At 55.7% G+C, this 23,684-nt stretch carries 21 protein-coding genes; 7 read left to right on the top strand and 14 right to left on the bottom strand.

Features of this window, described 5'->3' with window-relative positions; translation table 11 throughout:
• Positions 1-56: 56 nt before the first annotated feature.
• Complete coding sequence (locus tag PGR29_RS06295; protein ID WP_316424261.1) at positions 57-653, top strand: NUDIX domain-containing protein; 597 nt, start codon at positions 57-59, stop codon at positions 651-653.
• Positions 654-673: 20 nt separating this feature from the next.
• Here the strand turns inward: PGR29_RS06295 and PGR29_RS06290 are convergent, their stop codons facing one another.
• Complete coding sequence (locus PGR29_RS06290) at positions 674-1,960, bottom strand: serine hydrolase domain-containing protein (RefSeq protein ID WP_316424260.1); 1,287 nt, start codon at positions 1,958-1,960, stop codon at positions 674-676.
• Between the two features lie 103 nt (positions 1,961-2,063).
• Here PGR29_RS06290 and PGR29_RS06285 point away from each other — a divergent pair, with 103 nt between their 5' ends.
• The gene (locus PGR29_RS06285; RefSeq protein WP_316424259.1) at positions 2,064-2,951 is read left to right on the top strand and encodes a LysR family transcriptional regulator; all 888 of its coding nucleotides are present in this window, start codon (positions 2,064-2,066) and stop codon (positions 2,949-2,951) included.
• Between the two features lie 58 nt (positions 2,952-3,009).
• Here the strand turns inward: PGR29_RS06285 and rplY are convergent, their stop codons facing one another.
• Both rplY and PGR29_RS06275 read right to left on the bottom strand, forming a co-directional pair.
• Positions 3,010-3,294, bottom strand: a complete 285-nt coding sequence (gene rplY, locus PGR29_RS06280; protein ID WP_015365674.1) for a 50S ribosomal protein L25 — start codon at positions 3,292-3,294, stop codon at positions 3,010-3,012.
• Between the two features lie 136 nt (positions 3,295-3,430).
• On the bottom strand, positions 3,431-5,188 hold the full coding sequence (locus PGR29_RS06275) for a DEAD/DEAH box helicase (RefSeq protein WP_316424258.1): 1,758 nt from the start codon (positions 5,186-5,188) through the stop codon (positions 3,431-3,433).
• Positions 5,189-5,336: 148 nt separating this feature from the next.
• On the opposite strand from PGR29_RS06275, the gene rsuA reads away from it, so the two are divergent.
• From rsuA to PGR29_RS06260, 3 genes are all read left to right on the top strand, one after another.
• Positions 5,337-6,056 (top strand): 16S rRNA pseudouridine(516) synthase RsuA, encoded by a 720-nt coding sequence (gene rsuA / locus PGR29_RS06270; RefSeq protein ID WP_047043216.1) that lies wholly within the window; start codon positions 5,337-5,339, stop codon positions 6,054-6,056.
• Positions 6,053-7,249 (top strand): Bcr/CflA family multidrug efflux MFS transporter, encoded by a 1,197-nt coding sequence (locus PGR29_RS06265; RefSeq protein WP_087860143.1) that lies wholly within the window; start codon positions 6,053-6,055, stop codon positions 7,247-7,249. The genes rsuA and PGR29_RS06265 overlap by 4 nt, the downstream gene beginning before the upstream one ends.
• Before the next feature lie 331 nt (positions 7,250-7,580).
• Positions 7,581-7,925: a YejG family protein gene (locus PGR29_RS06260; protein ID WP_015365678.1), complete on the top strand. Its 345-nt coding sequence runs from the start codon at positions 7,581-7,583 to the stop codon at positions 7,923-7,925.
• A 3-nt stretch (positions 7,926-7,928) separates the two neighbouring features.
• On the opposite strand, the gene yejF is transcribed toward PGR29_RS06260, so the two are convergent.
• The 9 genes from yejF to PGR29_RS06215 all read right to left on the bottom strand — a co-directional run bounded on the left by yejF (position 7,929) and on the right by PGR29_RS06215 (position 19,589).
• Entirely contained in the window at positions 7,929-9,518 is a 1,590-nt protein-coding gene (gene yejF, locus PGR29_RS06255) for a microcin C ABC transporter ATP-binding protein YejF (protein ID WP_316424257.1), read from the bottom strand.
• 1 nt (position 9,519) lies between these two features.
• Positions 9,520-10,545 carry a microcin C ABC transporter permease gene (locus tag PGR29_RS06250; RefSeq protein WP_047043209.1) on the bottom strand — a complete coding sequence of 342 codons (1,026 nt, stop codon included), beginning with the start codon at positions 10,543-10,545 and terminating at the stop codon, positions 9,520-9,522.
• Entirely contained in the window at positions 10,545-11,639 is a 1,095-nt protein-coding gene (locus PGR29_RS06245; protein ID WP_316424256.1) for a microcin C ABC transporter permease YejB, read from the bottom strand. The genes PGR29_RS06250 and PGR29_RS06245 overlap by 1 nt, the downstream gene beginning before the upstream one ends.
• 9 nt (positions 11,640-11,648) lie before the next feature.
• The gene (locus PGR29_RS06240; protein ID WP_316424255.1) at positions 11,649-13,454 is read right to left on the bottom strand and encodes an extracellular solute-binding protein; all 1,806 of its coding nucleotides are present in this window, start codon (positions 13,452-13,454) and stop codon (positions 11,649-11,651) included.
• 57 nt (positions 13,455-13,511) lie between these two features.
• Positions 13,512-15,074, bottom strand: a complete 1,563-nt coding sequence (locus tag PGR29_RS06235; RefSeq protein ID WP_316424253.1) for a cyclic di-GMP phosphodiesterase — start codon at positions 15,072-15,074, stop codon at positions 13,512-13,514.
• Positions 15,075-15,277: 203 nt separating this feature from the next.
• Positions 15,278-15,847 carry a bifunctional murein DD-endopeptidase/murein LD-carboxypeptidase gene (gene mepS / locus PGR29_RS06230; protein WP_047043201.1) on the bottom strand — a complete coding sequence of 190 codons (570 nt, stop codon included), beginning with the start codon at positions 15,845-15,847 and terminating at the stop codon, positions 15,278-15,280.
• Positions 15,848-16,273: 426 nt separating this feature from the next.
• Complete coding sequence (locus PGR29_RS06225; protein WP_213316962.1) at positions 16,274-16,981, bottom strand: phosphatase PAP2 family protein; 708 nt, start codon at positions 16,979-16,981, stop codon at positions 16,274-16,276.
• Positions 16,982-17,023: 42 nt separating this feature from the next.
• Complete coding sequence (locus PGR29_RS06220; protein WP_316424252.1) at positions 17,024-18,001, bottom strand: CobW family GTP-binding protein; 978 nt, start codon at positions 17,999-18,001, stop codon at positions 17,024-17,026.
• Between the two features lie 121 nt (positions 18,002-18,122).
• Complete coding sequence (locus tag PGR29_RS06215; protein ID WP_316424251.1) at positions 18,123-19,589, bottom strand: mannitol dehydrogenase family protein; 1,467 nt, start codon at positions 19,587-19,589, stop codon at positions 18,123-18,125.
• A 206-nt stretch (positions 19,590-19,795) separates the two neighbouring features.
• On the opposite strand from PGR29_RS06215, the gene uxuA reads away from it, so the two are divergent.
• On the top strand, positions 19,796-20,986 hold the full coding sequence (uxuA, locus tag PGR29_RS06210; RefSeq protein WP_213794373.1) for a mannonate dehydratase: 1,191 nt from the start codon (positions 19,796-19,798) through the stop codon (positions 20,984-20,986).
• 252 nt (positions 20,987-21,238) lie between these two features.
• Here the strand turns inward: uxuA and yeiP are convergent, their stop codons facing one another.
• On the bottom strand, positions 21,239-21,811 hold the full coding sequence (yeiP, locus tag PGR29_RS06205) for an elongation factor P-like protein YeiP (RefSeq protein ID WP_015365690.1): 573 nt from the start codon (positions 21,809-21,811) through the stop codon (positions 21,239-21,241).
• A gap of 205 nt (positions 21,812-22,016) precedes the next feature.
• Between yeiP and PGR29_RS06200 the strand changes: the two genes are divergently transcribed.
• Positions 22,017-22,271: a YkgJ family cysteine cluster protein gene (locus PGR29_RS06200; RefSeq protein WP_015365691.1), complete on the top strand. Its 255-nt coding sequence runs from the start codon at positions 22,017-22,019 to the stop codon at positions 22,269-22,271.
• On the opposite strand, the gene setB is transcribed toward PGR29_RS06200, so the two are convergent.
• The gene (gene setB / locus PGR29_RS06195; protein WP_087860152.1) at positions 22,268-23,449 is read right to left on the bottom strand and encodes a sugar efflux transporter SetB; all 1,182 of its coding nucleotides are present in this window, start codon (positions 23,447-23,449) and stop codon (positions 22,268-22,270) included. The two genes, PGR29_RS06200 and setB, sit on opposite strands and share 4 nt — an antisense overlap.
• Between the last annotated feature and the right edge of the window lie 235 nt (positions 23,450-23,684).

Here is a 23,684-nt window from a genome sequence, read left to right as displayed (position 1 = left end):
TTGTGCACGATTATGCATGTTATGTTGCCTGCTGTCACCTTAGAAGGGGAAGAAACATGCACGCAGACGCACCGCGCGTTCGCCACGTTCGCGAAACGCTCTTGTCAGATAACTGGTACACGCTGAAAAAATATACCTTCGAGCTGTTGCGGCGGGACGGGCGCTGGCAGGAGCAGAGCCGGGAAGCCTACGACCGCGGCAACGGCGCGGTTATTCTGCTCTATAACCGCCATAAGCAGAGCGTGGTGCTCATCCGCCAGTTTCGTTTTCCGGTGTGGATCAACGGTCACGACGGCTTTCTGATCGAAGCCGCCGCGGGATTACTGGATAACGCCTCGCCGGAAGAGCGCATTATCGCCGAAGCGGAAGAGGAGACCGGATTTCGCGTTACCCGCATCGAGCCGGTATTCACCGCGTTTATGAGCCCGGGGTCGGTTACCGAGAAGCTGTACTTCTTTATTGCCGAATACTCCGCGGACGATCGCCGTGGCGATGGCGGCGGGCTGGCGGCGGAAGGAGAGGATATTGAAGTGCTGGAGTGGCCGCTGGCGCGGGCGTTACGGGCCATTCGCGATGGTGAAATCGTGGATGCGAAAACCATTATGCTGCTGCAGCATCTGGCGTTAAATGCCGATACGCTCCTTGCCGGTTAAGCGGCAAGGAGCCGGCAAGATTAGCGCAATTCGCGGGCAATGGCGCTGTACATCAGCGCCGCTTCCAGCGGCTGTGCGTTAAAGGACGGTTCCGCCTGTGGCCAGGTTGACCACTGCACGATCACCAGATGTTCCGCACGGTTCACCATAATCACCTGGCCGTAGATCCCCAGCGCCCACAGCGAGCCTTTCAGCCCTTCCTGCGGCGTTGGCTGTACGTTTTGCGCATTGGCCGGAATAGCGTTATTCCACCATTGATAGCCGTAGATACCTTCCGGATGCGCTGCTGAAACCGAGTTCAGCGCTTTTGTCCAGCTTGCGGCTTGATCGAACCAGCCTGCGGGCACCAGCTGTTTACCGTTGCTCAGGCGGCCATCGCGGGCGACAAACTCGCCAAAGCGACCCCAGTCTTCGAGGGTGGCGTTAAAGCCGTGGGCGCCGACATCATGTTGACCTTTTTTGTAAGCATGCCATACGCCATCGTGGGCCATGCCCGCAGGCTGCCACAATGATTGTTCAAGCCAGGCGGCCAGCGACATACCGGTCGCGCGCTCCAGCACATCGCCCAGCAGCCAGGCGCCGCCGGAAGAGTAGGACCACTGCTCGCCTGCCGGGTGTTTGCGCGATAGCGTCGACACAATTTTACGCACGCAATCATAGGCGCCGGGCTGCGCTTCACACTGGGTCAGGCGGGCGAAGTGCGACTGTGGATTGGTGTAATCTTCATTCCATTCCACGCCGCTGGTATGTTGAATGAGCTGCTTGAGCGTCACGCCGTCCCAGGCGGTGCCTTTCAGTTCGGGTTCATAAACGGTAATCAGGTCATCGAGGGAGTGGATTTTACCCTGTTGAATGGCGATACCGACCAGCGTCGAGACGACCGATTTGCCCACCGAGCGCGAGGTCCACAGCGTGGTGTCGGTATTACCTTCGGCGAGATATTTCCAGGCGACTTTACCCTCTTTCAGCACCAGCATACCGCTGACGTTTTCGCGCTTCAGGTAATCTTGCAAATTCCAGGTGTGGCCGTTGAGCGTGTAGCGGGCATCGGTCAGCTGTTTTTTTGCGCGCTCCAGCGGGACCGAGTCGCCGTGACGGAAAACATCGCCAGCATAGTTGCGATAGTCATTACGAAAGCCAACGACGCGTGACGCCTGATCCCAGGTGAGCATGTCTTTGGCTGCGGGTAGCGTTTGATCGTAAGGCGTGGGGCAGACATCCAGCGTCAGGCCGCCGCAGTTTTGCGCCATTGCCGCCGCCGGTAGCGCCGCCAAAATTAAAGCCAGAGCCAGTGGTTTTCTTATCATTTTCATTTCCTCGTTTGCCATAGATTCGCATCGCAGTATATAAACCGGCGCGCGGCGGCTAAAATCACTCTATGGGGGATTTTCCCCCGAAAGGGAGAGAAGGATGAAAACCCTGCAGTATTCTTTTGCACAGATTGAAGCCTTCGCGACAATTGCTGAGACCGGCAGCCTGTCGCGGGCGGCGATCCGTTTAGGGAAAGACCGTACGACGCTTCGCGATCTGCTGGATTACCTGGAAGATGCCTTGGGCTACCGGCTATTCAGCCGTGAAGGGCGTAGCCTGACTTTAACCGCCGAGGGCGAGCAGCTTTTTCGCCAGGCGCATTTGTTGTTGCGTCAGGCGCAGGCTTTCGAGTCTTTTGCGCAAACGCTGCCGCAAACGGCCTGGCAGGAGTTACGCCTGGTGTACGATCCCTTCGTGCCGCGTGAATTCCTCCGTTTGCTGGCCGATACGCTTGCCCGGCGGCAGATCCGTTTAAGCTGCTGGAGCGCCTCGCGTCGCGAAGCCGAACAGGCGTTGGGCGATGGCGTCGCGGATATGGCCATTTGCCAGGCGAATAATCGTACGCTGGGTAGCGAAATGGAGTGGCGGGCGCTGGGTACCGTTGATTTACGCTTTTACGCCGCGCAGCGATTGTTCGCTGAGGCCGCAAGGCCGCTGACGTTGCTGAATTTATCGCTCATCCCGCAGTTAGTGATGCACCGGCGTAGCGACGATCAAATCGCCCGCCGGCTGCAGATATCCGGCCATACGCTGTATATGAATGAAATCACCATGTTGCGCCACGCAATGGAGCAGGGGCAGGGCTGGGGGTTTTTACCCGATCATTTACAGCCCGGCGAGTGGCAGGGGGTAGCTGAAATTGCTACCGAGGTCGGTAATCAGGGGCTTAACGTTACCATGGTGATGCTGTGGTTGCCGGGAATGAATAAACACCGCGCGCTGGGAGAGATAGTTGATGACGCGCCAGGGTTATGGCAGCGCAGATAACAAAACGCCCCGGGTCAGAAGACACCAGGGCGTTTGCCATACAACTTGCTATCGGCGATTAAGCGCGAACGAAGTCGATGTGGGTCAGTTTCGGCTTGAACGCGTGACGCTGAACAGCCTGAACTTTAACTTTTTCTTCTTTGCCATCGACAACCAGGGTCAGAACTTCGCCGTAGAACTCAGCTTTGTCCTGCATGTTCCACAGTTTGTCGTGGTCCAGTTCGATAGCAACCGGAGCAGCTTCGCCACCGTAGATGATTGCCGGGAACTTGTTAGCTGCGCGCAGGCGGCGGCTCGCACCCTTACCCTGCTCTTTACGTACTTCTGCGTTGATAGTAAACATTGATGTCTCTCTATATATAAAGCCTGCAACAGGCGACCCAGCAGCAGGCAGATTATCTGCTTTGCGAATGCAAAAGCGGGCGGCATTATAGCCGCCTATCGGCATAGCGGCAATCAAAACCTCAGTTTTTGGCGGATTAACGTAGCTCATTGGCGCGACGGAAACGCCCCTGATAATCGAACACTTTTTCCCGCACCTGCCAGTATTGCCCCTTCATACGGGCGACGACAAAGTCCGGATTTCGCAGTAGCGCCTGCTGGGCAATGATATCCGCCGGGGTTATCCAGCGCAGCGGCACCCCCGGCGTACGGGTATGCGGGCGGATAAACAACTGCTCAAAGGCGGTACGCTGTGCGGGCGTTTGCAAACGGAAGCGCTCACTCACATCGGCGCCGTCCTCATCGTAATAGGTGATTTTTAGCCACGGGCCTTTTTCGTCGCCGCCATGCTGCAGCGCCATGCCGCTGCAGCGCAACACCAGCGCGTCTTTAAGCTTCAGCGCCGCCTTCAGCATGTCGTCCGGGTCGACCAGTACAGTATCGCACTCGCGACAGCGGCGGGCGGCAATGTCATTCTCGGCGTTGCACTGCGGGCAGTTTTTAAAACGAAAGCGGAAGTCGCACTGTTCGCGGTGGCCGTCATCGTCTTCGAACCAGCCCTGGCAGCGGCGGCCAAAATGCTCAATCAACGTGCCGTCGGCGGTGGTTTTCCCCCAAAAAGTATTGGCGAAACCGCAGGCCGGGCAGAAGACCTGCACCGGGACATTATCGCTTTTGCCTTTTGGCGTGCCGACTTCCGGCGCGTACAGGTCGTGAGGATTACCGGCATAGTCGAGGATCAGACAGTCGGTTTTGCCCGGCGCCAGACGTAGGCCGCGGCCAACAATTTGTTGGTAAAGGCTTACCGACTCGGTTGGCCGAAGAATCGCGATAAGATCGACGTGCGGCGCGTCAAAGCCGGTGGTCAGTACCGCGACATTCACCAGATAGCGATACTGCTGCGCTTTAAAAGCTTCGATGATGCGATCGCGCTCCGGCCCCGGCGTTTCGCCGGTAATCAGCGCCGCCTGCGTGGGCGGCAGCAGGCCGGTAATTTCCCGCGCATGCTCGACGGTCGCGGCGAAGATCATCACGCCTTTACGGCTTTCGGCAAACTCAACGATTTGGCTAACGATATGCGGCGTGATGCGCTGCTGTTTTTTCAGCTCGTGGTTAAGGTCAGCTTCGCTGAACAGGCCATTGCTCTGCGCCTGCAGGCGGCTGAAATCGTACTGTACCACCGGCATATCGAGGCGTTCAGGCGGCGTCAGGTAGCCGTGCTTAATCATATAACGCAGCGGCAGCTCGTAGATGCAATCGCGGAACAGCGCTTTCTCGTCGCCGCGTACCATACCGTGATAGTGGAACTGATAGATCCACCCCTTGCCCAGGCGGAAAGGGGTGGCGGTCAGGCCAAGCAGCCTGAGCTGTGGGTTCACCTGTCGTAGGTGGCTGATGATTTGCTGATACTGGCTGTCGTCATCGTCGCTGATACGGTGGCACTCATCGACGATCAGTAAGGAGAATTCGCTTTGAAACTGCTCAAGATTACGCGCCACCGACTGCACGCTGCCGAAGACCACCTTGCCCTGGCTCTCCTTACGCTGCAGACCGGCGGCGAAAATATCCGCTTCCAGCCCAAGCGCACAGTATTTACTGTGATTCTGCGCCACCAGTTCTTTAACGTGGGCCAGAACCAGTACGCGTCCGCGCGCCAGCCGCGCCAGTTCGGCGATCACCAGGCTTTTGCCGGCGCCGGTCGGCAGTACGATGGCGGCGGGCTCATGGTGACGGCGGAACCAGGCGAGCGTGGCGTCAACGGCCTCTTTTTGGTAGGGACGTAGTGTAAAAGTCATCAATTCTCGGGGGTTAATTAACTCGCAAATAGTATGCCATGAATCTTTTCCCTTGAGTGGTGTTAAGAGCCCGTTATACTAACCAATGGAATTCTTCTTTTTCGGGCGAATTGCCCGCTCCAGCATTATTACAGGCTAAAAAAATCTCATGCGACTTGATAAGTTTATCGCTCAGCAGCTTGGCGTCAGCCGTGCTATTGCCGGGCGTGAAATCCGCGGTAGCCGCGTTACCGTGGACGGCGACATTGTGAAAGATGCCTCTTTTAAGCTCCAGCCGGAGCACGAGGTGGAATATGACGGCAATACGCTGACCCAGCAGCACGGCCCCCGTTACTTTATGCTCAACAAGCCGCAGGGTTATGTCTGTTCAACAGACGATCCCGATCATCCAACGGTCCTCTATTTCCTCGATGAGCCGGTTGCCCATAAGCTGCACGCCGCCGGGCGTCTGGATATCGACACCACCGGTCTGGTACTGATGACCGATGATGGGCAGTGGTCACATCGCATTACTTCGCCGCGCCATCACTGCGAAAAAACCTATCTGGTGGAGCTGGAAAACCCGCTGGAAGAGGGCGTCGCCGAGCAGTTTGCCAAAGGCGTGCAGCTGCATAATGAAAAAGATCTCACCAAACCTGCTGTCCTCGAAGTCATCACTCCGACAGAAGTGCGCCTGACCATCAGCGAAGGCCGCTACCACCAGGTAAAACGCATGTTCGCGGCGGTGGGTAACCACGTCGTGGGATTACATCGCGAGCGTATCGGCGACATTACCCTCGATGCGTCGCTGGAGCCCGGTGAATACCGTCCGCTGACGGCGGACGAAATCGCCAGCGTTGGCGCCCCACAAGCACGGAGTAAAACGTGACGACAAAGCAGAATTCTTCATTGGGGATTGTGTTTATTCTTGGTCTGTTGGCCATGTTAATGCCGCTGTCGATTGATATGTATCTGCCGGCGCTGCCGGTCATCTCGTCGCAGTTCAACGTGCCGGACGGCAGTGCGCAAATGACGCTCAGTACCTATATTCTGGGCTTTGCGCTGGGGCAGTTGCTATACGGGCCGATGGCCGACAGCGTTGGTCGTAAACCGGTGATCCTCGGCGGGACGCTGATATTCGCCGCGGCGGCGGTGGCCTGCGCGTTGTCGCAGACCATCGAGATGCTGATTACTATGCGTTTCTTCCACGGCCTGGCGGCCGCGGCGGCCAGCGTGGTGATCAACGCCCTGATGCGCGATATTTACCCGAAAGAAGAGTTCTCGCGCATGATGTCGTTTGTCATGCTGGTCACCACCATTGCGCCGCTGGTGGCGCCGATGGTCGGCGGCGCGGTACTGGTGTGGTTCAGCTGGCACGCGATTTTCTGGATCCTGGCGCTGGCTGCGCTGCTGGCATCGGCGATGATCGCTTTCTTTATTAGCGAGACGCTGCCGGTAGAAAGGCGGCAGAAATTTCATATTCGCACCACGCTTGGCAACTTCGCCACCTTGTTTCGCCACAAGCGGGTGCTCAGCTATATGCTGGCCAGCGGCTTTAGTTTCGCCGGCATGTTTTCATTCCTCAGCGCGGGTCCATTCGTCTACATCAACATTAATCACGTGTCGCCGCAGCACTTTGGCTACTATTTTGCGCTGAATATCGTGTTCCTGTTCATCATGACCATCATTAACAGCCGCTTTGTTCGCCGGGTCGGCGCATTGAACATGTTCCGCGCCGGGCTGTGGATCCAGCTGGCGATGGCGGTGTGGATGGTGGTGTGCGCGCTACTTGATGTTGGTTTCTGGTCGCTGGTGGTGGGCGTGGCGGCGTTCGTCGGCTGCGTATCAATGGTCTCCTCTAACGCCATGGCGGTGATCCTCGACGAGTTTCCGCATATGGCGGGAACCGCATCGTCGTTGGCCGGAACATTTCGTTTTGGGATTGGCGCGATTATCGGCGCGTTGCTGTCGATGGCCACTTTTACCACCGCCTGGCCGATGCTGATTTCTATCGCTTTTTGCGCCGCGAGCTCCATTCTCTTCTATCTGTACGCCAGCCGGCGACGAAAAGTCGCACATTAAGTCACATTTTCAGGGGCGATTTCCGCCCCTTTTTTGATACATATCAACCGAAATCGGCTTCCCTGTTTAGCTATTTGTTTCTTTTATGTAAAATCAATTAGTGTAAAAAGTCGCAATGTTGCGATAAAAAAGTTGTTTTGGATCACAGAAACGGGTACATATAGCCGCGAACTGTTTCCGCAAGGCAACTATAAAGTTCTGGATAATAAGCTGTTAGCCCTGGCCCGATGCGGGTGTAAGCGTTTTCTAAGCTGTTGCAGGACTATTTGTCAACAATGTGTTAATATTGATGTAAATTTATTGTGAAGCCTTTTGCTTCCGGGGAAACCAAGTGAATACACAGCAACTCTCTATCGTACACCGACTGCCGCAGAGCTATCGCTGGCTGGCCGGTTTTGCGGGTTCAAGAGTTGAACCGATTCCGCAAAACGGCGCTGAGGGCGAAAATAGCCTGGTGGCATTAAAATTGCTCAGCCCGGACGGCGAGAAAGCGTGGCCGGTGATGCGCACGCTGAGCCAGGCGCTGAGCGACATCGAAGTGGATTGTTCCATTCTCGAGTGTGAAGGCGAGCCGTGCCTGTTCGTTAATATGCAGGATGAGTTTGCCGCTACCTGTCGTTTGAAAAATTTCGGCGTGGCCATTGCCGAGCCTTTTTCTGGCAACAACCCCTTCTGACCGTCAGCTTAACGCCAGCAGCTGGCGGGTGTACTCCTGACGCGGTGCCGTAAATACGCGCTCGCATTCACCCTGCTCGACGACTTCTCCCTGCCGCAGCACTATCACCTGATGACAGAGCGTCCGCACAACACGTAAATCATGGCTGATAAACAGATAGGCCAGCTGATGCTTTTGCTGTAGCGTCTTCAGCAGCGCCAGGATCTGCGCCTGCACGGTTTTATCCAGCGATGAAGTCGGTTCATCTAACACAATCAGCTGCGGTTTGACGATCAGCGCCCGGGCAATGGCAATACGCTGGCGCTGGCCGCCAGAGAATTCCGCCGGATAGCGCTGTCGCGTCGCGGGGTCGAGTCCCACTTCCTGCATTACCTGAATTACCGCGTGTTCACGTTCCGCGGGCGTCAGCGTCGGCTGGTGAACGCGTAATCCTTCCTCGATAATCTGCAGGGCGCTCAGGCGCGGGTTGAGCGAGGAATTCGGATCCTGAAAGACGACCTGAATGCGTCGGCGCAGCGGCAGCATTTGGCGGCGATTTCGCCCCTGGATCGACTCGCCGGCAAACTGCATTTCTCCGCTGGAGTTAATCAGCCGCAGCAGCGCCAGGCCGGTGGTGCTTTTTCCGGAACCCGACTCTCCCACCAGCCCCAGCGTTTCTCCGGCCCGCAAGGTAAAAGTCAGATGGTTGACCACCCGATTGTGATCGACCACCCGGCGCAGGATCCCTTTGCGGATAGGGAAGGCGACATTGAGATCGCGGGCCTGTAGTAGGATGGGCGCGTCGGCGGGCAGCGGCACCGGTTTGCCGGTCGGTTCGCTATCCAGCAGGCGGCGGGTATACGGATGCGCGGGCGCCTGAAACAGCTCCCGGCAGCCGTTTTGTTCGACGCAGCGTCCGTTTTGCATCACCGCCACCTGGTCGGCAAGCTGGCGGACAATACTCAGATTGTGGGTGATGAACAACATCCCCATGTTGAGCTCATGCTTCAGTTCGCGCAGCAGTTGCAGAATCTGCGCCTGTACCGAGACGTCCAGCGCGGTGGTCGGTTCATCGGCAATGAGCAGCTCCGGGCGCGTCAGCAGCGCCATGGCGATCATTACCCGTTGGCGTTCGCCGCCGGAAAGCTGGTGCGGATAGTCGGCAAGCCGCCGTGAAGCATTACGGATCCCAACCCGCTCCAGACAGTCGAGGATTTCGCCGCGCGCCGCCTCTTTGCGCATGCCGCGGTGCAGCGAAAGCACCTCGTACAGCTGTTTCTCCAGATTATGCAGCGGATTGAGCGACACCATCGGCTCCTGGAAAATCATCGCGATGCGGTTGCCGCGGATCCCGCGCAGGGTTCGTTCATCGGCGTGCAGCAATGATTGACCGTGAAAGCGAATATCGCCGCTGGGATAGCTGACCGGCGGCGAGGGCAGGAGGCGCAGTACCGACAGCGCGGAGACGCTCTTGCCGGAGCCGGATTCACCGACCAACGCCAGCGTTTCACCCGCGGCAATCCGCAGCGTCAGGTTGCTGACGACCGTCTGGCTTGCTCCCTGCTGGCGGAAGGCGATAGAGAGGTCGTCAATGTCTAATAACGGCTGGCTCATGTTATACCGCCTTACTCGGATCGAAGGCGTCGCGGACCGCTTCGCCGATAAAAATCAGCAACGTCAGCAGCACCGCCACCGACAAAAATGCCGCCATCCCCAGCCACGGCGCCTGCAGGTTATTTTTCCCCTGCAGTAGCAGTTCGCCCAGCGACGGCGAGCCTAGCGGCAGGCCAAAGCCGAGAAAATCGAGCGAGGTCAGAGTGGTTATCGAACTGCACAAAATAAACGGCAGGAAGGTGAGGGTGGCGACCATCGCATTCGGCAGCATATGGCGCAGGATAATATGGCGATCGCTGACCCCCAGCGCCTGTGCGGCGCGAATATAATCGTAGTTACGAGTGCGCAGGAATTCGGCGCGAACCACCCCGACCAGCGTCATCCAGCCAAATAAAACGGTGATCGCCAGCAGCCACCAGAAATCAGGTTGCACCACGCTTGAGAGCAGAATAATTAAAAATAGCGTCGGCATTCCGGACCATACTTCGATAAAACGCTGCCCCCACAGGTCGAGCTTCCCGCCGTAATAGCCCTGTAGCGCCCCGGCAAGTACGCCAAGCACGCTGGAAAAGAGCGTCAGCAGCAGGCCGAATAATAATGAGATCCGCGCGCCATAGAGGATCCGCGCGAATACATCGCCGCCGTTAGCGTCGGTACCCAGCCAGTTGTGCCGGGACGGCGGCGAAGGGAAGGGGCTGTCGGTGGCGAAATTGATGCTGGTGGCGCCGAAACGTACCGGAGCCCACAGCACCCAGCCGTTTTCCGCTAGCCGTTTTTGCAGCCAGGGATCCTGATAGTCGGCGGCGGTGGCAAAATCACCGCCGAAGGTTGTTTCGCTATAGGTTTTCAGCGCCGGTACGTACAAACTGCCGCGATACTGCACCAGCAGTGGCTTATCGTTGGCGATAAGCTCGGCGCACAGGCTACAAATAAACAGCGCCAGGAAGATCCATAGCGACCAGTAGCCGCGGCGATTGTGGCGAAAACGCGCCCAGCGAGCCTGATTAACGGGGGAGAGAAATGACATTAGCGGCCCTCGAAATCGATACGCGGATCGACCAGCGTATAGCTGATGTCGCTGACAATGTTTAATAACAGGCCGATTAACGTGAAGATATACAGAGTGCCGAACATCACCGGGTAATCACGCGACACGGTGGCTTCGTAGCCGAGCAGCCCAAGACCATTGAGCGAGAACATCACCTCAATCAGCAGCGAACCGGTAAAGAACATGCTGATAAAAGTGGCGGGAAAACCGGCAATCACCAGCAGCATGGCGTTGCGGAAAACGTGTTTCCACAGGATCTGTTTTTCCCCGACGCCTTTAGCGCGGGCCGTCACCACATACTGCTTGCGGATTTCATCAAGGAAACTGTTTTTAGTCAGCATCGTCAGGGCGGCGAAACCGCCAATCACCGTCGCCAGCACTGGTAAGGTGATATGCCAGAGATAGTCGGCGATCTTCTGATACCACGGCAGGCTATCAAAATTAGCGGAGACCAGGCCGCGCAGCGGAAAAAGATCGAAATAGCTGCCGCCGGCGAAGATCACGATCAGTAATATCGCGAACAGAAATGCCGGGATGGCGTAACCGATGATGATAAATGTGCTGCTCCAGACGTCGAAATGGCTGCCGTTACTGACGGCTTTACGGATCCCCAGCGGTATCGACACCAGGTAGATAATCAGCGTGCTCCACAGGCCGAGGGTAATAGACACCGGCAGGCTGTCTTTAATTAACTGCAGCACCGAGGCGCTGCGAAACAGGCTATCGCCAAAATCAAAACGCAGATAGTCGCCGAGCATCTTAAAGTAGCGTTCGTGAATCGGTTTATCGAAGCCGTAGCGGTGGGTGATTTCGGCAATCACTTCCGGATCGAGCCCACGTCCGCCGCGATAATGGCCTTCACTGATATTGCCGACGCCGGTACGCGCATGGCTGGCGCTCATACCGCTATCTCCTGCGCCGGGCAACCCGCTGCGGTCGCCGAACTCCACGGCGGCGATCGCCTGATCGACCGGACCGCCTGGCGCAATCTGCACGATAAAAAAATTGATGGTGATGATGGCCCAGAGTGTCGGGATCACCAGTAATAGTCGGCGGAGCAGGTAGGCGCCCATCTTAAATCCTTAACGTCGGTCCGCGGGAAGCCTGGCGGCTTTGTTAACATCGTACCACCAGCCATCAAAACCGGAGGAGTAGGTTGGGCGAGTTTGCGGGAAGGAGAACTTATTCCAGTAGGCCGTCCTGTCCTGCGCCATATACCACATCGGCAGCATGTAATAGTTCCAGGTCAGCACCCGGTCGAGCGCGCGGCCCAGCGGCAGAAGCTTCTGTTTGTTGCCCTGCCAGCGCACGATCTGCGCAATCAACGCGTCGACCGCCGGGTTCTGCACTCCCGGCGCGTTATAGCTGGAGTTAATATAGTCCGAGGCCCACGAAACCTGTAAACCCGTATCTGGCCAGGCGGTGGCGCGCCACAGTGAGGGCATCATGTCGTAATCGCGGCTCCGCAGTCGGCTGTTGGCCTGGGAGTTATCCACCTGACGGATATCCATCGTCACGCCTAAACGCTGCAAATTATGCTGGAACGGTAGTACCCAACTGACGTTGCCGCCGGAGGCGAGCAGCAGCTCAAAACGCAGCGGTTTGCCGGTTTTGGCATTAACGCGCTGACGATTTTTTAGCACCCATCCCGCCTGGTTCAACAGGGCATCTGCTTTAAGTAAATTGGCGCGATCGAAACCATTGCCGTTGGAAACGGGCGGCTGATAAATCCGGGTAAAGACCTCTGGCGGCAAATCTTTTTTCAACGGCGCCAGCAAAGTGAGTTCATCGGCCTTCGGGTAATCACGAGCGGCATATTCTGTATTCTGAAAGTAACTGTTTGGCCGACTGTAGGCGCCGTAAAACAGCGCCTTATTCATCCATTCGAAATCAAATGCAAGGGTGATGGCTTCACGCACCTGGCGGTCGGCAAAGACCGGGCACTGAGTATTAAAAGCCAGCCAGCGGGTATCCTTTGCCGAGGTAGTCGTGCGATCGTCTTTCACTATATAACCGTTGCTAAAGTTGCGCCCGATATAGCGCGTCGCCCAGTTTTTTGTCGAACTCTCCTCGCGCATATCTACCGCTCCGGCTTTGAAGGCTTCGAAAGCGACGTTATCGTCGAGATAGTAGTCATAGCGAATCGTGTCGAAGTTCCAGCGTCCGCGGTTCACCGGCAGGTCGGCGGCCCAGTAGTTCTCGACTCGCGAATAGACAATATATTGCCCCATCCGCCAACTGCTGATGCGATAGGGGCCACTGGCGAGCGGCGGTGTTGAAAGGGGATCGCTCAGTTTATGATGGCGCCAGAATGACGCGGGCATTACCGGCAAGGACAGCAGGCTGAGCATATTTTCTTTGCCCGGCTTGGCCAGTTCAATGCGCACCGTCAGCGGGGCGATGGCTTTGACGGTCGTTCCTTTATAGATAAGACGAAACTGCGGCACCCCTTCGGTCATAAATTTGTGGAAGGTGAAAGCAACGTCGCTGGCGGTAATCGGGCTACCGTCATGAAAGCGGGCTCGCGGGTTGAGGGTAATTTCCATCCACGAGAAATCATCAGTAAAGCGCGCGCGATCGGCAATCAGCGGGTAGTAGCTGCCCGGTTCATCGTCCGAGGTGGTAAACAGAGTGTCATACAGCGCATCGGTACGTACGCCGGGATTACCGCGCAGGGCGTAGCGGTTGAAATTGTCAAAGGTGCCAATGGCGGCAAGCGTAATACTGCCGCCTTTCGGCGCGTCCGGGTTGACGTAATCGAAGTGATGAAAGTCAACGGCATACTTTGGCTCGCCGATAATAGCGAACGCCTCGCTCTCTTTAATGGTTTGCGCCTGGCTACTAAGGCTAAATAAAGCCAGCAGCAGCAGGCCGATGCGCGCAAACATAGTTGAAATATCATCCTCTGACCATTAACCCCGGTAGTTTCGCATCATAAGCGACCCTCAGCGGCTTGTGAAATAATTTGCCGGCTCATCATGGGCGGCAACCAGTTTCTCCAGCGGCAGCGGGCGGCTGAAGCAGTAACCTTGTAGATATTTCACGCCGTGAGCGCGCAGCCATTCCGCCTGCTCCGGCGTTTCTACGCCTTCAGCCACGGTTTTCAGCTGCAGACGGCGGCTTAGCGTTAAGACCGCATCCAGGACGGGAGAGGTGACGGTTTCGGTACCGATCGCCTGTACAAAACCACGATCGATCTTCAGATAATCAAAGTTATAGCGCTCCAGATAAATCAGCGCGCTGTGGCCGGTACCAAAATCATCAATAGCAATTTCGAAGCCCTGCTGATGCAGCCACTCAAAAATGGCCATCGACTGGTTTTTATCGATCATCGAGCGTTCGGTTATTTCCAGCACGACGTCGAAGTAGTTTGCGGGTAACGCGGCGGCAAAACGTTGCATATCTTGCTGAAAATCGGCGGCATGCAGGTGGGTGGGCGAGATATTCAGGCCAAGCTTGGTACCGCGCGGCAAAATACGCTGCAGAGTCGGCGCGTCGCGGGCGATCAACATTAACAGGTGATGGGTAAGCGGCACGATCATTTGCTGCGTTTCCGCCAGATTAATAAAGACGTCTGGCGGGATCTCGCCAACCACCGGATGCCGCCAGCGCATCAGCACTTCAACGCCGCTAATCTGCAGGGTGTCGGCTCTTACAACCGGCTGGTAGACCACGTAGAACTGGTTGTTTTTGATCCCCAGCTGGATTGATTTCCGCGGATCGGATTTGATCGTCAAAATGTAGTAGCTGAGTAAGCCTGCGAGCATACCGCATACCACGCCAAGCAGCAGGGCGAACTGGGTATTCTCGCCAAGCCAGCTGTTGGAAAAGAGATACACTTTTAGCGGTAGCCCCGGAACCTGAATCTGGCGTATCGGCTCATTGGGCAATGATAGCGGGTCGATAATTTTGCTGCTGAAGGTAGAAATTGCAGTATGGCCGATGGCCAGCGCAATACCGTTGAAGTCATTCTGCCGTGCGGTATAGAGGATATAAGGCGTCAGATTAGCATTGATGGATACAAAAATGCCGCTGTCTCGATCGCCGGGACGTTGCACCCACATTGCCAACGCGGCGGTGTCCGGCATCATCGGTGTGCCCTGGAGGATGGCCATATCCAGGGCTTTATTTGTATCAAGCTGCGGTATCAATTGTTTAAACGGTGTGTTCATTGCGCCGGTGGCGGATGAACAGAACGCTTTACCGTTTTTCACCAGCAGGAAGGCGCGTACGTTCGGACTAAAGGCGGCGCTGGCGGCCAGTCCGGAGTCAACATGCTCGCAGGGCTGATCGAGCAGAGGCTGCAGGCCATCGATGGTTTCGCTTAAATCGGCGAAATAACTATTAAGGTAGTGACTGACGTTATTGATTATCTGATCGAAACGTTCAGAGCGGTTGTGGTAGATAACCATAAACTGGATGCTGCCGGCCAGTAGCGCGACGGCAATGCCAATGCAAATACTGGTAAGCCAGATTTTACGTCGGGGTGAAAAGTAGCGGGTTAGCATAGGCCAGAATCTGTCCGTATTATTGAATCATGCCAATGGGGTGCCAGAAGAGTATGGTTCCATTTCCTTTAAAAGGCATAGCTTGTAAAGACATAGCTTATTTTGCGGAGTTCATCGGCGGAAAAGCAAAAAAAACACTGCCGGGGCAGTGTTTTTTCATTTCTCACCGTCAGCCAAGGGATAACCGACGGTAAGAAGAAGGATCAGGAACGACTCAGAACGCGACGCGCTTCGTTATAGCGCTTTTTCCAGTATGGCTCATCCAGGCTTGAGATGGTGACGCCGCTGCTGGTAGAGGCATGTACAAACTGGTTGTTGCCGATGTAGATACCAACATGACGGCCCGTAGAGCCAGCACGGAACAGCACTAAATCACCGGTACGCAGTTGAGTGCGCGAAATCGATTTGCCGGAATCCTGCTGCTCGGAAGTTGAGCGTGGCAGTTCCAGACCAAATTGTTCACGGAAAGTACGCTGCACGAACGCCGAGCAATCGATCCCTTTCCGGGTGCTGCCGCCAAGGCGGTAACGCACGCCTTTCCAGCTAGCATACTGGTCCATCAAGCGGGACTTCACGTCCAGGTTGCTGACCATTTTTTCAAATTCATCCTGAGAGGCTTGCAGTGATGATAAATCTCCACTACCCACAGCATGCGTCTCAGAATGCATATTCTTGGCGGTACTTGTTGAACTACACGCGGAAAGCAGAACCGCAACTGCAATCGCGGGGACGACCCGCAAGATATATCTCAAAATCGGCTGAGATTTGACCATTATGTTTATTTTCCCTTGTTGTCCTTAACGACAATGTCGTTATAAAAAATGCCAAACGTGGTAGAGCCTAGATTCCAGAAAGCAATGAGACAATTCCTTAAGCCTAAAAATGTGGAGTACCGCACATTTTTATTCAGATGATGAATTGTGTTGCTTGGGAAGGCAAAACGAGAAAGAGATTACCCTATCAAACGTGGGATGGCGAGCGGTTTTGCGCGATTTCTTATAAGTATTTTTGCGACAAAAAGTGAATCATCGGCAAAGGGGAAAATAGCGCCTTTTTTGGCTGAAAAATATGCAATATCTTCATTTCAATGATGATTAATGTGACAGGAAGATGATGTCGCGAATAAATCATCAGCAAATATAAAAAAAGGGGTCAGAACGACCCCTTATGGATAATATTAATAAAATGTAAAAATGATCTTATTTTTTTGCTATTCCACCCGGAAGCGAACGGTCAAACCAGGCGATCAACTTATCGGAAAGCGAGGTCATTAATACCCACGGCGCGCCTATCAGCACCGCGCTGAGCGAACCTACGGCAATATCGGTGAACCAATGGGCGCCGATCATCACTCGCGGGAAAGCAAAAACCACAAAAATAACCAGTGCAATGATAAATGCCCGGCGGCCGAAATATCGCCACATAAACGAGGCGAAAATGAGCAACATCATGCCGTGGTCGCCCGGAAAGCTATCTTTTGAAGCGTCTTTGGTTGGCAGTGAGACCATGTCGCTGACTTTCGTAATATCGGTAAAGAACAACGAAGGGCTGGCGCGCTGTACCGGCATCAAATGCTGGGCAAGTTGATTGATAATCACCGCCGCGAGCAACATCACCAGCCCCATAAGGATAATGCGGCGGCGTTCAGCGCTCTGCGCTTTGATCCAAAAATTGAGCATCAGACAGCCCATCGCCAGCAGCGAGCAGGCGTCGAAAGCGCGATTGTTGATGATGGCTAACAGCCAGGCATACGCGTGGTTGGTGCTCACGCCCTGGTTAAAGAAGTGAAAAATAGCCGAGTCAAGCGGGAACCAGAAACCGTGGTTTGCCGGTAGATACCAGGAACAAAATAAGGCCACGCCCGCGGCGTTCAGCAGCAAGATTAGGGGTATACGGTTTTTAGTCATAACGAATGCGATTTTTTTAAACAGCGGCCAAAAATAGCCGCATTAACTTAAACGAAGCTTCAACAGCGAGGACTGCAGGGCATTCCAGTCAACTTCTGACTCGGAAATCAGTTCGATGCGGCTATCCGGCGGCGGCGCGTTTTGGGTTTCGATGTGCAGATCGAGTCCCTGGCGGTTGATTCGCACCAATCCTTCAGCGATACGCATCACGCCTTTCACCCGGCCAACCGGCGCCAGGCGCGCCCATTCCAGCAACCCAACGGTGTCAAATTGGGTATCAGCATCAAAAATCCAGCCGCAGGCATGGTATCCCTGGCCGCTGTTAACACTGCGACGCCAGCGTTGATGCGCCGGTAGATTTAACGCCGCCAAACCCTGCTTTTGTACGTGACTGTGCACGTGGTCCGGGCTTGCCGGCAGCGGCGCGGTGTTACGGCGCGGCAGATCCAGCAGCGCGCGATCGATATTGCCCTGGGTGGCGGTCACCTGCAGGCGCTCGCCGGCGTACTGTTGCCACCAGTTGGCAAAAGCGGCATCGCTTTCCGGCGTCGCACGGTCGCTTTTATTAGCCACGATCACGTCGGCGGCGGCCAGTTGGTCGCGGAAATTCTCATTAGCGACGATCTTCTCTTCCAACAGCTGGCGCGGATCCAGGATGCACAGCGTCGCGCGCAGATCGATCCAGGGTTCATAGACGGCAGCGGTGAGGATATCGAGAATTTGCTTCGGATGGCCCAGTCCGGTTGGCTCAATCAGCAGACGATCCGGCTTTCCCTGACGCAGCAGCGTATTGAGCCCAACCTGCATCGGCAGACCGTTGACACAGCACATGCAGCCGCCGGGGATCTCTTTTAGCAACGCGCCGCTTTCCGCCAGCAGGGCGCCGTCGATGCCGATTTCGCCGAACTCGTTGACCAGCACGGCCCATTTTTCATTTGCAGGCTTGTGGGCCAGTAAATGAAGAATCGAGGTCGTTTTGCCGCTGCCGAGAAAGCCCGTGATCAGGTTAGTTTTGGTCACAATTTCTCCAGCATAGAAATGTAATGTTGTAACAGTTGCGACTATCCTGACGAAAAAAAGGGGAAAAGAGAAGGGTTACTGCGGACAGAAAAGCATTCTGTCCGCTAAACAGCAGAAATTGTTAATTACGCAGCGCGGTAGCCACGGCTTCGCAGGCACCCGATTTAGCCAGTTGATGCCAGGCTGAAGTGATTTCCTCGACAAACAGTGGGTTGCCCGGCAGGTCCTGACCAAATATTTCCTGCAGGTTAAGCAGGGCGCTGACGCGCTCGTCCGGCTGGCTGGTAGCGACCAACTGTTTGATTTTGTCGACCAGCGGGTCGCGCACGTCAATGGCCTGCCCGGCGTCGTCGACGCCGCTTACATAACGCATCCAGCCAGCCACGCCCAGCGCCAGCAGCGGCCAGCGGCTGCCGTTTGCCAGATGAACGCGAATACTATCGAGCATCCTCTGCGGCAGCTTTTGGCTGCCGTCCATGGCGATTTGCCAGGTACGATGCTTTAACGCCGGATTGGCGAAGCGCGTTATCAGGCTGTCGGCATAGGCGACTAAGTCCACGCCGGTAATCGATAGCGTTGGCGCTTGTTCATCCAGCATCAGGCGGCGGGCGGCATGGCGGAAAACATCATCCTGCATGCAGTCGCTAACGTGCGCGTGCCCCGCCAGGTAGCCCAGCCAGGCGAGGAAGGAGTGGCTACCGTTGAGCATCCGTAGTTTCATTTGTTCCCACGGCAGGACGTCGCGGGTCATCTGTACCCCCGCCGTTTCCCAGGCCGGGCGTCCGGCGACAAAATTGTCTTCCACCACCCATTGAATAAACGGTTCGCAGCTGATGGCGCAGGGATCTTCAACGCCCAGCACGGAGGCAATCTCCGCCAAAGATTCTTCGGTGGCGGCCGGGACGATGCGGTCAACCATGGTGCCGGGGAAGCTGACATGTTCAGCAATCCAGCTTGCCAACTCCTGGCTTCGTTTCTCCGCCATACCGAGGACGGCGTTTTTCACGACGTGACCATTGTCGGGAATATTGTCGCAGGAGAGAACGGTAAAAGGGGCGAGTCCGCGTTCGCGGCGGCGATTGAGCGCTTCAACTAAAATACCGGGAGCCGACTGCGGCAGCGTCGGGTTTTCCAGATCGTTAACGATGCGCGGCTGGGTTGGATCCAGTTTACCGGTCGCCGGATCGATGCAATAACCTTTCTCGGTGATCGTCAGCGAAACGATAGCCACCTGCGGTTCGCAAAATTTTTCGATAATCGCTGCCAGAGAATCCAGTCTGGCATTCAGGCATTCATGTACTGCGCCAACCACGATCGGCTGGTTCCCCTCAGCGCCTTTTTCCAGCACCGTAAACAGGTGGTCCTGCGCACGCAGTTGGCTCATCAGCTTATCGCCGCTGAACAGGCTGATTTCACAAATTCCCCAGTCGCCGCCGCTGGCGTTAAGTACCCGGTCGGTCAGCAGCGCCTGATGCGCGCGGTGAAACGCGCCAAAACCCAAATGTACGATACGCGAGCGCAATTGGCGGCGATCGTACTGCGGAAGTTGTACGCTTGCGGGTAGCGCGGCGGTAGCGATAGTTGTCATTTTTATACACCTGATTAACCAATGATTAACATGAGGTAGTGTAAAGTTATATGACAGCAATTTAAATTGGTAAGCCGAATTTATCCGCTTAGTGTGAGCTGGATCAATCAATGATACGGGCGAAATTGACCATTCAGCAGAAGCATGTATGGTAGTCGCCATAAGGTTTCACATTATTGGTATAACAACTTAAAGAGGGCATTGCGATGGAGCAAACCTGGCGTTGGTATGGACCGAACGATCCGGTATCGCTTGATGATGTGCGCCAGGCGGGCGCCACGGGCGTCGTGACCGCGTTGCATCACATTCCTAATGGTCAGGTCTGGCCGGTTGAAGAGATTCAGCAGCGTTTAGCGCTGCTAGCGGAAAAAGGCCTGAGCTGGTCGGTGGTTGAAAGTATCCCGGTTCATGAAGATATCAAAACCCACAGCGGGCAATATGAGACGTGGATTGCCAACTACCAGCAGAGCATCCGCAATCTGGCGGCCTGCGGTATTGATACCGTGTGCTATAACTTCATGCCGATTCTGGACTGGACGCGTACCGATCTGGAATATCAGCTGGCCGATGGCTCCAAAGCGCTGCGTTTTGACCAGATTGCTTTCGCCGCTTTTGAACTGCACATCCTTAAACGTCCGGGCGCCGAAGCTGACTACAGCGCTGAAGAACAGCAGCAGGCTGAAGTTTACTTTAAGGCGATGAGCGAGGCGGATATCGACAAGCTGACCCGCAATATCATCGCTGGCCTGCCGGGAGCGGAAGAGGGCTATACCCTCGATCAGTTCCGCGCTCGTCTGGCGGAGTATGACCACATCGATAAAGCGCAGCTGCGTGAGAACATGGCTTACTTCCTGCGGGCGATTGTGCCGGTGTGCGAAGAAGTCGGCGTGCGTCTGGCGGTTCACCCGGACGATCCGCCGCGTCCGATCCTCGGCCTGCCGCGTATCGTGTCGACGATCGACGATATGCAGTGGTTGAAAGAGACGGTAGACAGCATTTATAACGGCTTTACCATGTGTACCGGATCCTACGGCGTGCGCGCCGATAACGATCTGGTGAAGATGGTGGAAACCTTCGGCGATCGTATCCACTTTACCCATTTGCGTTCTACCTGCCGTGAAGAGAATCCTAAAACCTTCCACGAGGCGGCGCATCTGAATGGCGACGTCAATATGGTGGCGGTGGTCAATGCGATCCTCAGCGAAGAGCTGCGTCGTAAGAAAGCCGGCGATCTGCGCCCGATTCCGTTCCGTCCGGATCACGGCCATCAGATGCTTGACGATCTGCGTAAGAAAACTAATCCCGGTTATTCGGCGATTGGCCGCCTGAAAGGCATGGCGGAAGTGCGAGGCGTTGAGCTGGCGCTGAAGATGACCAAATACCCTGAGCTGCTGTAATCGGGGTGTAGGGTAAAGAAAAAGGACAACCGGTGGTTGTCCTTTTTTGTGCCAGATACTGGCAGCGAGTAGCCTGGATAAGGAGCGCAGCGCCGCCATCCGGGACATTCCCCGGCCTGCGCTACGCTTAGCCGGGCTACCGAACTACCGAACGTCGCGGGTTGTGTAGCCCGGATAAGGCGCGCAGCGTCGCTATCCGGGAAGAGTCCGGCCTGCGCGACGCTGGGCAGGGCAACCGTCAGAGGCGGTAGGTTAGTCCGCGCGGCCCATATAGCGGCACTCTTCGATATGAATGCGGATTTTCTCGCCGCTGGTCAGGTATTCCGGAACCTGAATCACCAGCCCGGTGCTCATGGTGGCCGGTTTGGTGCGCGAGCTGGCGGAGGCGCCTTTAATGCCCGGCGCGGTTTCTACGATTTCCAGGTCAACGGTCTGCGGCAGTTCCAGCGCCAACAGCTGGCCATCCCAGGTCAGAACCTGCATATCCGGCATGCCGCCTTCAGGGATAAACTGCAGCTCTTCTTCGATCTGCTCTTTGGTGAAGGTATACGGGGTATAGTCTTCTTTATCCATGAACACGTATTCGTTGCCATCGACGTAGGAGAAGTCAACGAAACGACGGGTCAGGGTCACGGTATCGACGATGTCGTCGCCCTTAAAACGCTCTTCTACTTTCAGGCCGGTACGCACGTCGGAAAAACGCATTTTGTACAGCGTTGCTGCGCCACGGGCGCTTGGCGACTGAATATCAATATTTTTAACAATCAGCAGTTTGCCGTTGTAATTCAGCACCATACCTTTTTTAATTTCATTCGCTCTTGGCATTGCAGTAATCCTGTCACTTAAAGGGTCAAAAATATCGCGTAAAACTACTCGCGCCGGGCCTTTCAGGCAAGCGGAATTCGCGACTTTTGCTATCTCCCGGCAAATCTTCGAGCGGCGCTGCTGAAAAAGCCGTATCGCCAGCTTCAGCTTTCCTGATAGCCGATATTTTGCTACTGTCCGCCTCCCACTCATTAAGGAGTCAGGTATGGAATGTCGCCCGGACTGCGGAGCCTGTTGCACCGCGCCGTCCATCTCAAGCCCCATTCCCGGAATGCCTGACGGCAAGCCGGCCAACACCCCATGCGTGCAGCTGGATGAACATCTGCGCTGCAAGATTTTTGCCTCGCCGCTGCGCCCTAAAGTCTGTGCAGGTTTACAGCCGGCCGCGGAAATGTGCGGCAGCACGCGTCAGCAGGCGATGGCTTATCTCATTCATCTCGAAGCGCTGACCGCGCCCTAAACGTCTTTAATACGCCACAGGCAGACTTGGGCGATAATTCCCATCATTAGCGCAATCCAGAACACCGCGTGATAGCTCCAGATTTCCGCGACGACGCCCGCCAGCGAGCCGGCGATGATCCAGCCGACGCGCGTGGTATTGGTATACAGCGTGGTCGCCGCGCCCGCCTGACCCGGCATCAGATCCTGAAAATAGAGCATACCGATGCCGGCCAGGATCCCGATGTAAATCGCGTTCAGCGCCTGCATCCCCAGCAGCAGGGCTGGAGTATGGACAGTCAGCATACCGACATAAAACAACAGCCCGGCAAGCGCGGCAATGCGCATCAGCAAGCGCTTACCAAAGCGTTTCGCGTAATAACCGGCAATCAGCATGGTGGGGATTTCCAGCCCGGCGGCGGTCCCCATCATCAGCCCGGCCAGTTTCTCCGGCAGATGCAATTCATTAATAATAAACAGCGGCATATTAATGATATAGAGGCTGTTGGTGCCCCACATTAACGTACAGATGCTGAACAGCAGCAGCGCGTCGCGGCGGTTGGTGCGCGGCGCTTCAAGATGAGCACCGGCGGTTTTGCTCTCTTTACGCATGCTGGGCAGGAAGAACCAGACCATCAGCGCACAGACGATGAACGCCACGGCGGCGCTGAGATACATCACGGTAAAACCAAAACCCATTGCCAGCGCGTAGGCCAGCGGCGGGCCGATCACCCACGCCAGCGATACCTGCGCGCGCAGAATGGAGCTGAACATCACCGCCTCGCGCCCGGTTTTGTCCGCGTGTTCGCGGGCGAGGGCGAACATTTGCGGGTTGGCGGTAGAGCCAAAACTACTGAGAAAGACGCCGACGAACAGCAGAATAAAGTAGTTGCGGTTCCAGGCGAACAGCACGCAGGCCAGCACCCCCAGCAGGCAGCAGGCGACAATCAGCTGCTTGCGATCGCCTTTACGATCCGAACGCCCGGCAAGAAACTGGCTTACCAGAATGCCGATGACCGCGCTGCCGGTAAAAAAGAAGCCGACCATTGCCGGGCGCACGTGCACCTCGTTGGTCAGAAACAGGCTCAGGGTCGGGGTTTGTAAAGCGCCAGCGATCCCGGTCAGGAAGGCGACAATTAAAAAGGCTGAGGATGTCAGGTCAAACCCGCGGCGGGGAAGGGCGGCGCTACTGTTTTGCATGCTGGAATATCGTTGGTTTCAGGAGAGGCGAAGTTTACGCCGACACCCATAAAATAAATAGTGGTATGGCACGAAAAATTAAAAAGGCGTTTCAAATTATGTCGTTCAGCAAAAAGCTGAAGCTCGCGGAGTACTTCACCATTAACTTCAGCAAAAATGTGCGGTATCTCTAAATTCTGTTATCAGTCTTCGGAGTTTACTTGCGCAGTGCGCAAGAAAGGTACAGACTCATTGA

Source organism: Klebsiella sp. 141203 (assembly GCF_032601985.1).
Classification (GTDB): domain Bacteria; phylum Pseudomonadota; class Gammaproteobacteria; order Enterobacterales; family Enterobacteriaceae; genus Klebsiella; species Klebsiella aerogenes.
The sequence above is the reverse complement of the archived record's forward strand: the minus strand, read 5'-3'. Positions and strand labels throughout refer to the sequence as shown.

Excerpts from the sequence above, each read along its gene's own strand:
- PGR29_RS06290 (WP_316424260.1), bottom strand. The coding sequence starts at position 1,960 with ATGATAAGAAAACCACTGGCTCTGGCTTTAATTTTGGCGGCGCTACCG.
- setB (WP_087860152.1), bottom strand. The coding sequence starts at position 23,449 with ATGCAAAACAGTAGCGCCGCCCTTCCCCGCCGCGGGTTTGACCTGACA.
- PGR29_RS06275 (WP_316424258.1), bottom strand. The coding sequence starts at position 5,188 with ATGACTTTTACACTACGTCCCTACCAAAAAGAGGCCGTTGACGCCACG.
- PGR29_RS06295 (WP_316424261.1), top strand. The coding sequence starts at position 57 with ATGCACGCAGACGCACCGCGCGTTCGCCACGTTCGCGAAACGCTCTTG.
- PGR29_RS06225 (WP_213316962.1), bottom strand. The coding sequence starts at position 16,981 with ATGACTAAAAACCGTATACCCCTAATCTTGCTGCTGAACGCCGCGGGC.
- yejF (WP_316424257.1), bottom strand. The coding sequence starts at position 9,518 with ATGAGCCAGCCGTTATTAGACATTGACGACCTCTCTATCGCCTTCCGC.
- rsuA (WP_047043216.1), top strand. The coding sequence starts at position 5,337 with ATGCGACTTGATAAGTTTATCGCTCAGCAGCTTGGCGTCAGCCGTGCT.
- yeiP (WP_015365690.1), bottom strand. The coding sequence starts at position 21,811 with ATGCCAAGAGCGAATGAAATTAAAAAAGGTATGGTGCTGAATTACAAC.
- mepS (WP_047043201.1), bottom strand. The coding sequence starts at position 15,847 with ATGGTCAAATCTCAGCCGATTTTGAGATATATCTTGCGGGTCGTCCCC.
- PGR29_RS06285 (WP_316424259.1), top strand. The coding sequence starts at position 2,064 with ATGAAAACCCTGCAGTATTCTTTTGCACAGATTGAAGCCTTCGCGACA.
- rplY (WP_015365674.1), bottom strand. The coding sequence starts at position 3,294 with ATGTTTACTATCAACGCAGAAGTACGTAAAGAGCAGGGTAAGGGTGCG.
- PGR29_RS06245 (WP_316424256.1), bottom strand. The coding sequence starts at position 11,639 with ATGGGCGCCTACCTGCTCCGCCGACTATTACTGGTGATCCCGACACTC.
- PGR29_RS06215 (WP_316424251.1), bottom strand. The coding sequence starts at position 19,589 with ATGACAACTATCGCTACCGCCGCGCTACCCGCAAGCGTACAACTTCCG.
- PGR29_RS06235 (WP_316424253.1), bottom strand. The coding sequence starts at position 15,074 with ATGCTAACCCGCTACTTTTCACCCCGACGTAAAATCTGGCTTACCAGT.
- uxuA (WP_213794373.1), top strand. The coding sequence starts at position 19,796 with ATGGAGCAAACCTGGCGTTGGTATGGACCGAACGATCCGGTATCGCTT.
- PGR29_RS06240 (WP_316424255.1), bottom strand. The coding sequence starts at position 13,454 with ATGTTTGCGCGCATCGGCCTGCTGCTGCTGGCTTTATTTAGCCTTAGT.
- PGR29_RS06200 (WP_015365691.1), top strand. The coding sequence starts at position 22,017 with ATGGAATGTCGCCCGGACTGCGGAGCCTGTTGCACCGCGCCGTCCATC.
- PGR29_RS06250 (WP_047043209.1), bottom strand. The coding sequence starts at position 10,545 with ATGTCATTTCTCTCCCCCGTTAATCAGGCTCGCTGGGCGCGTTTTCGC.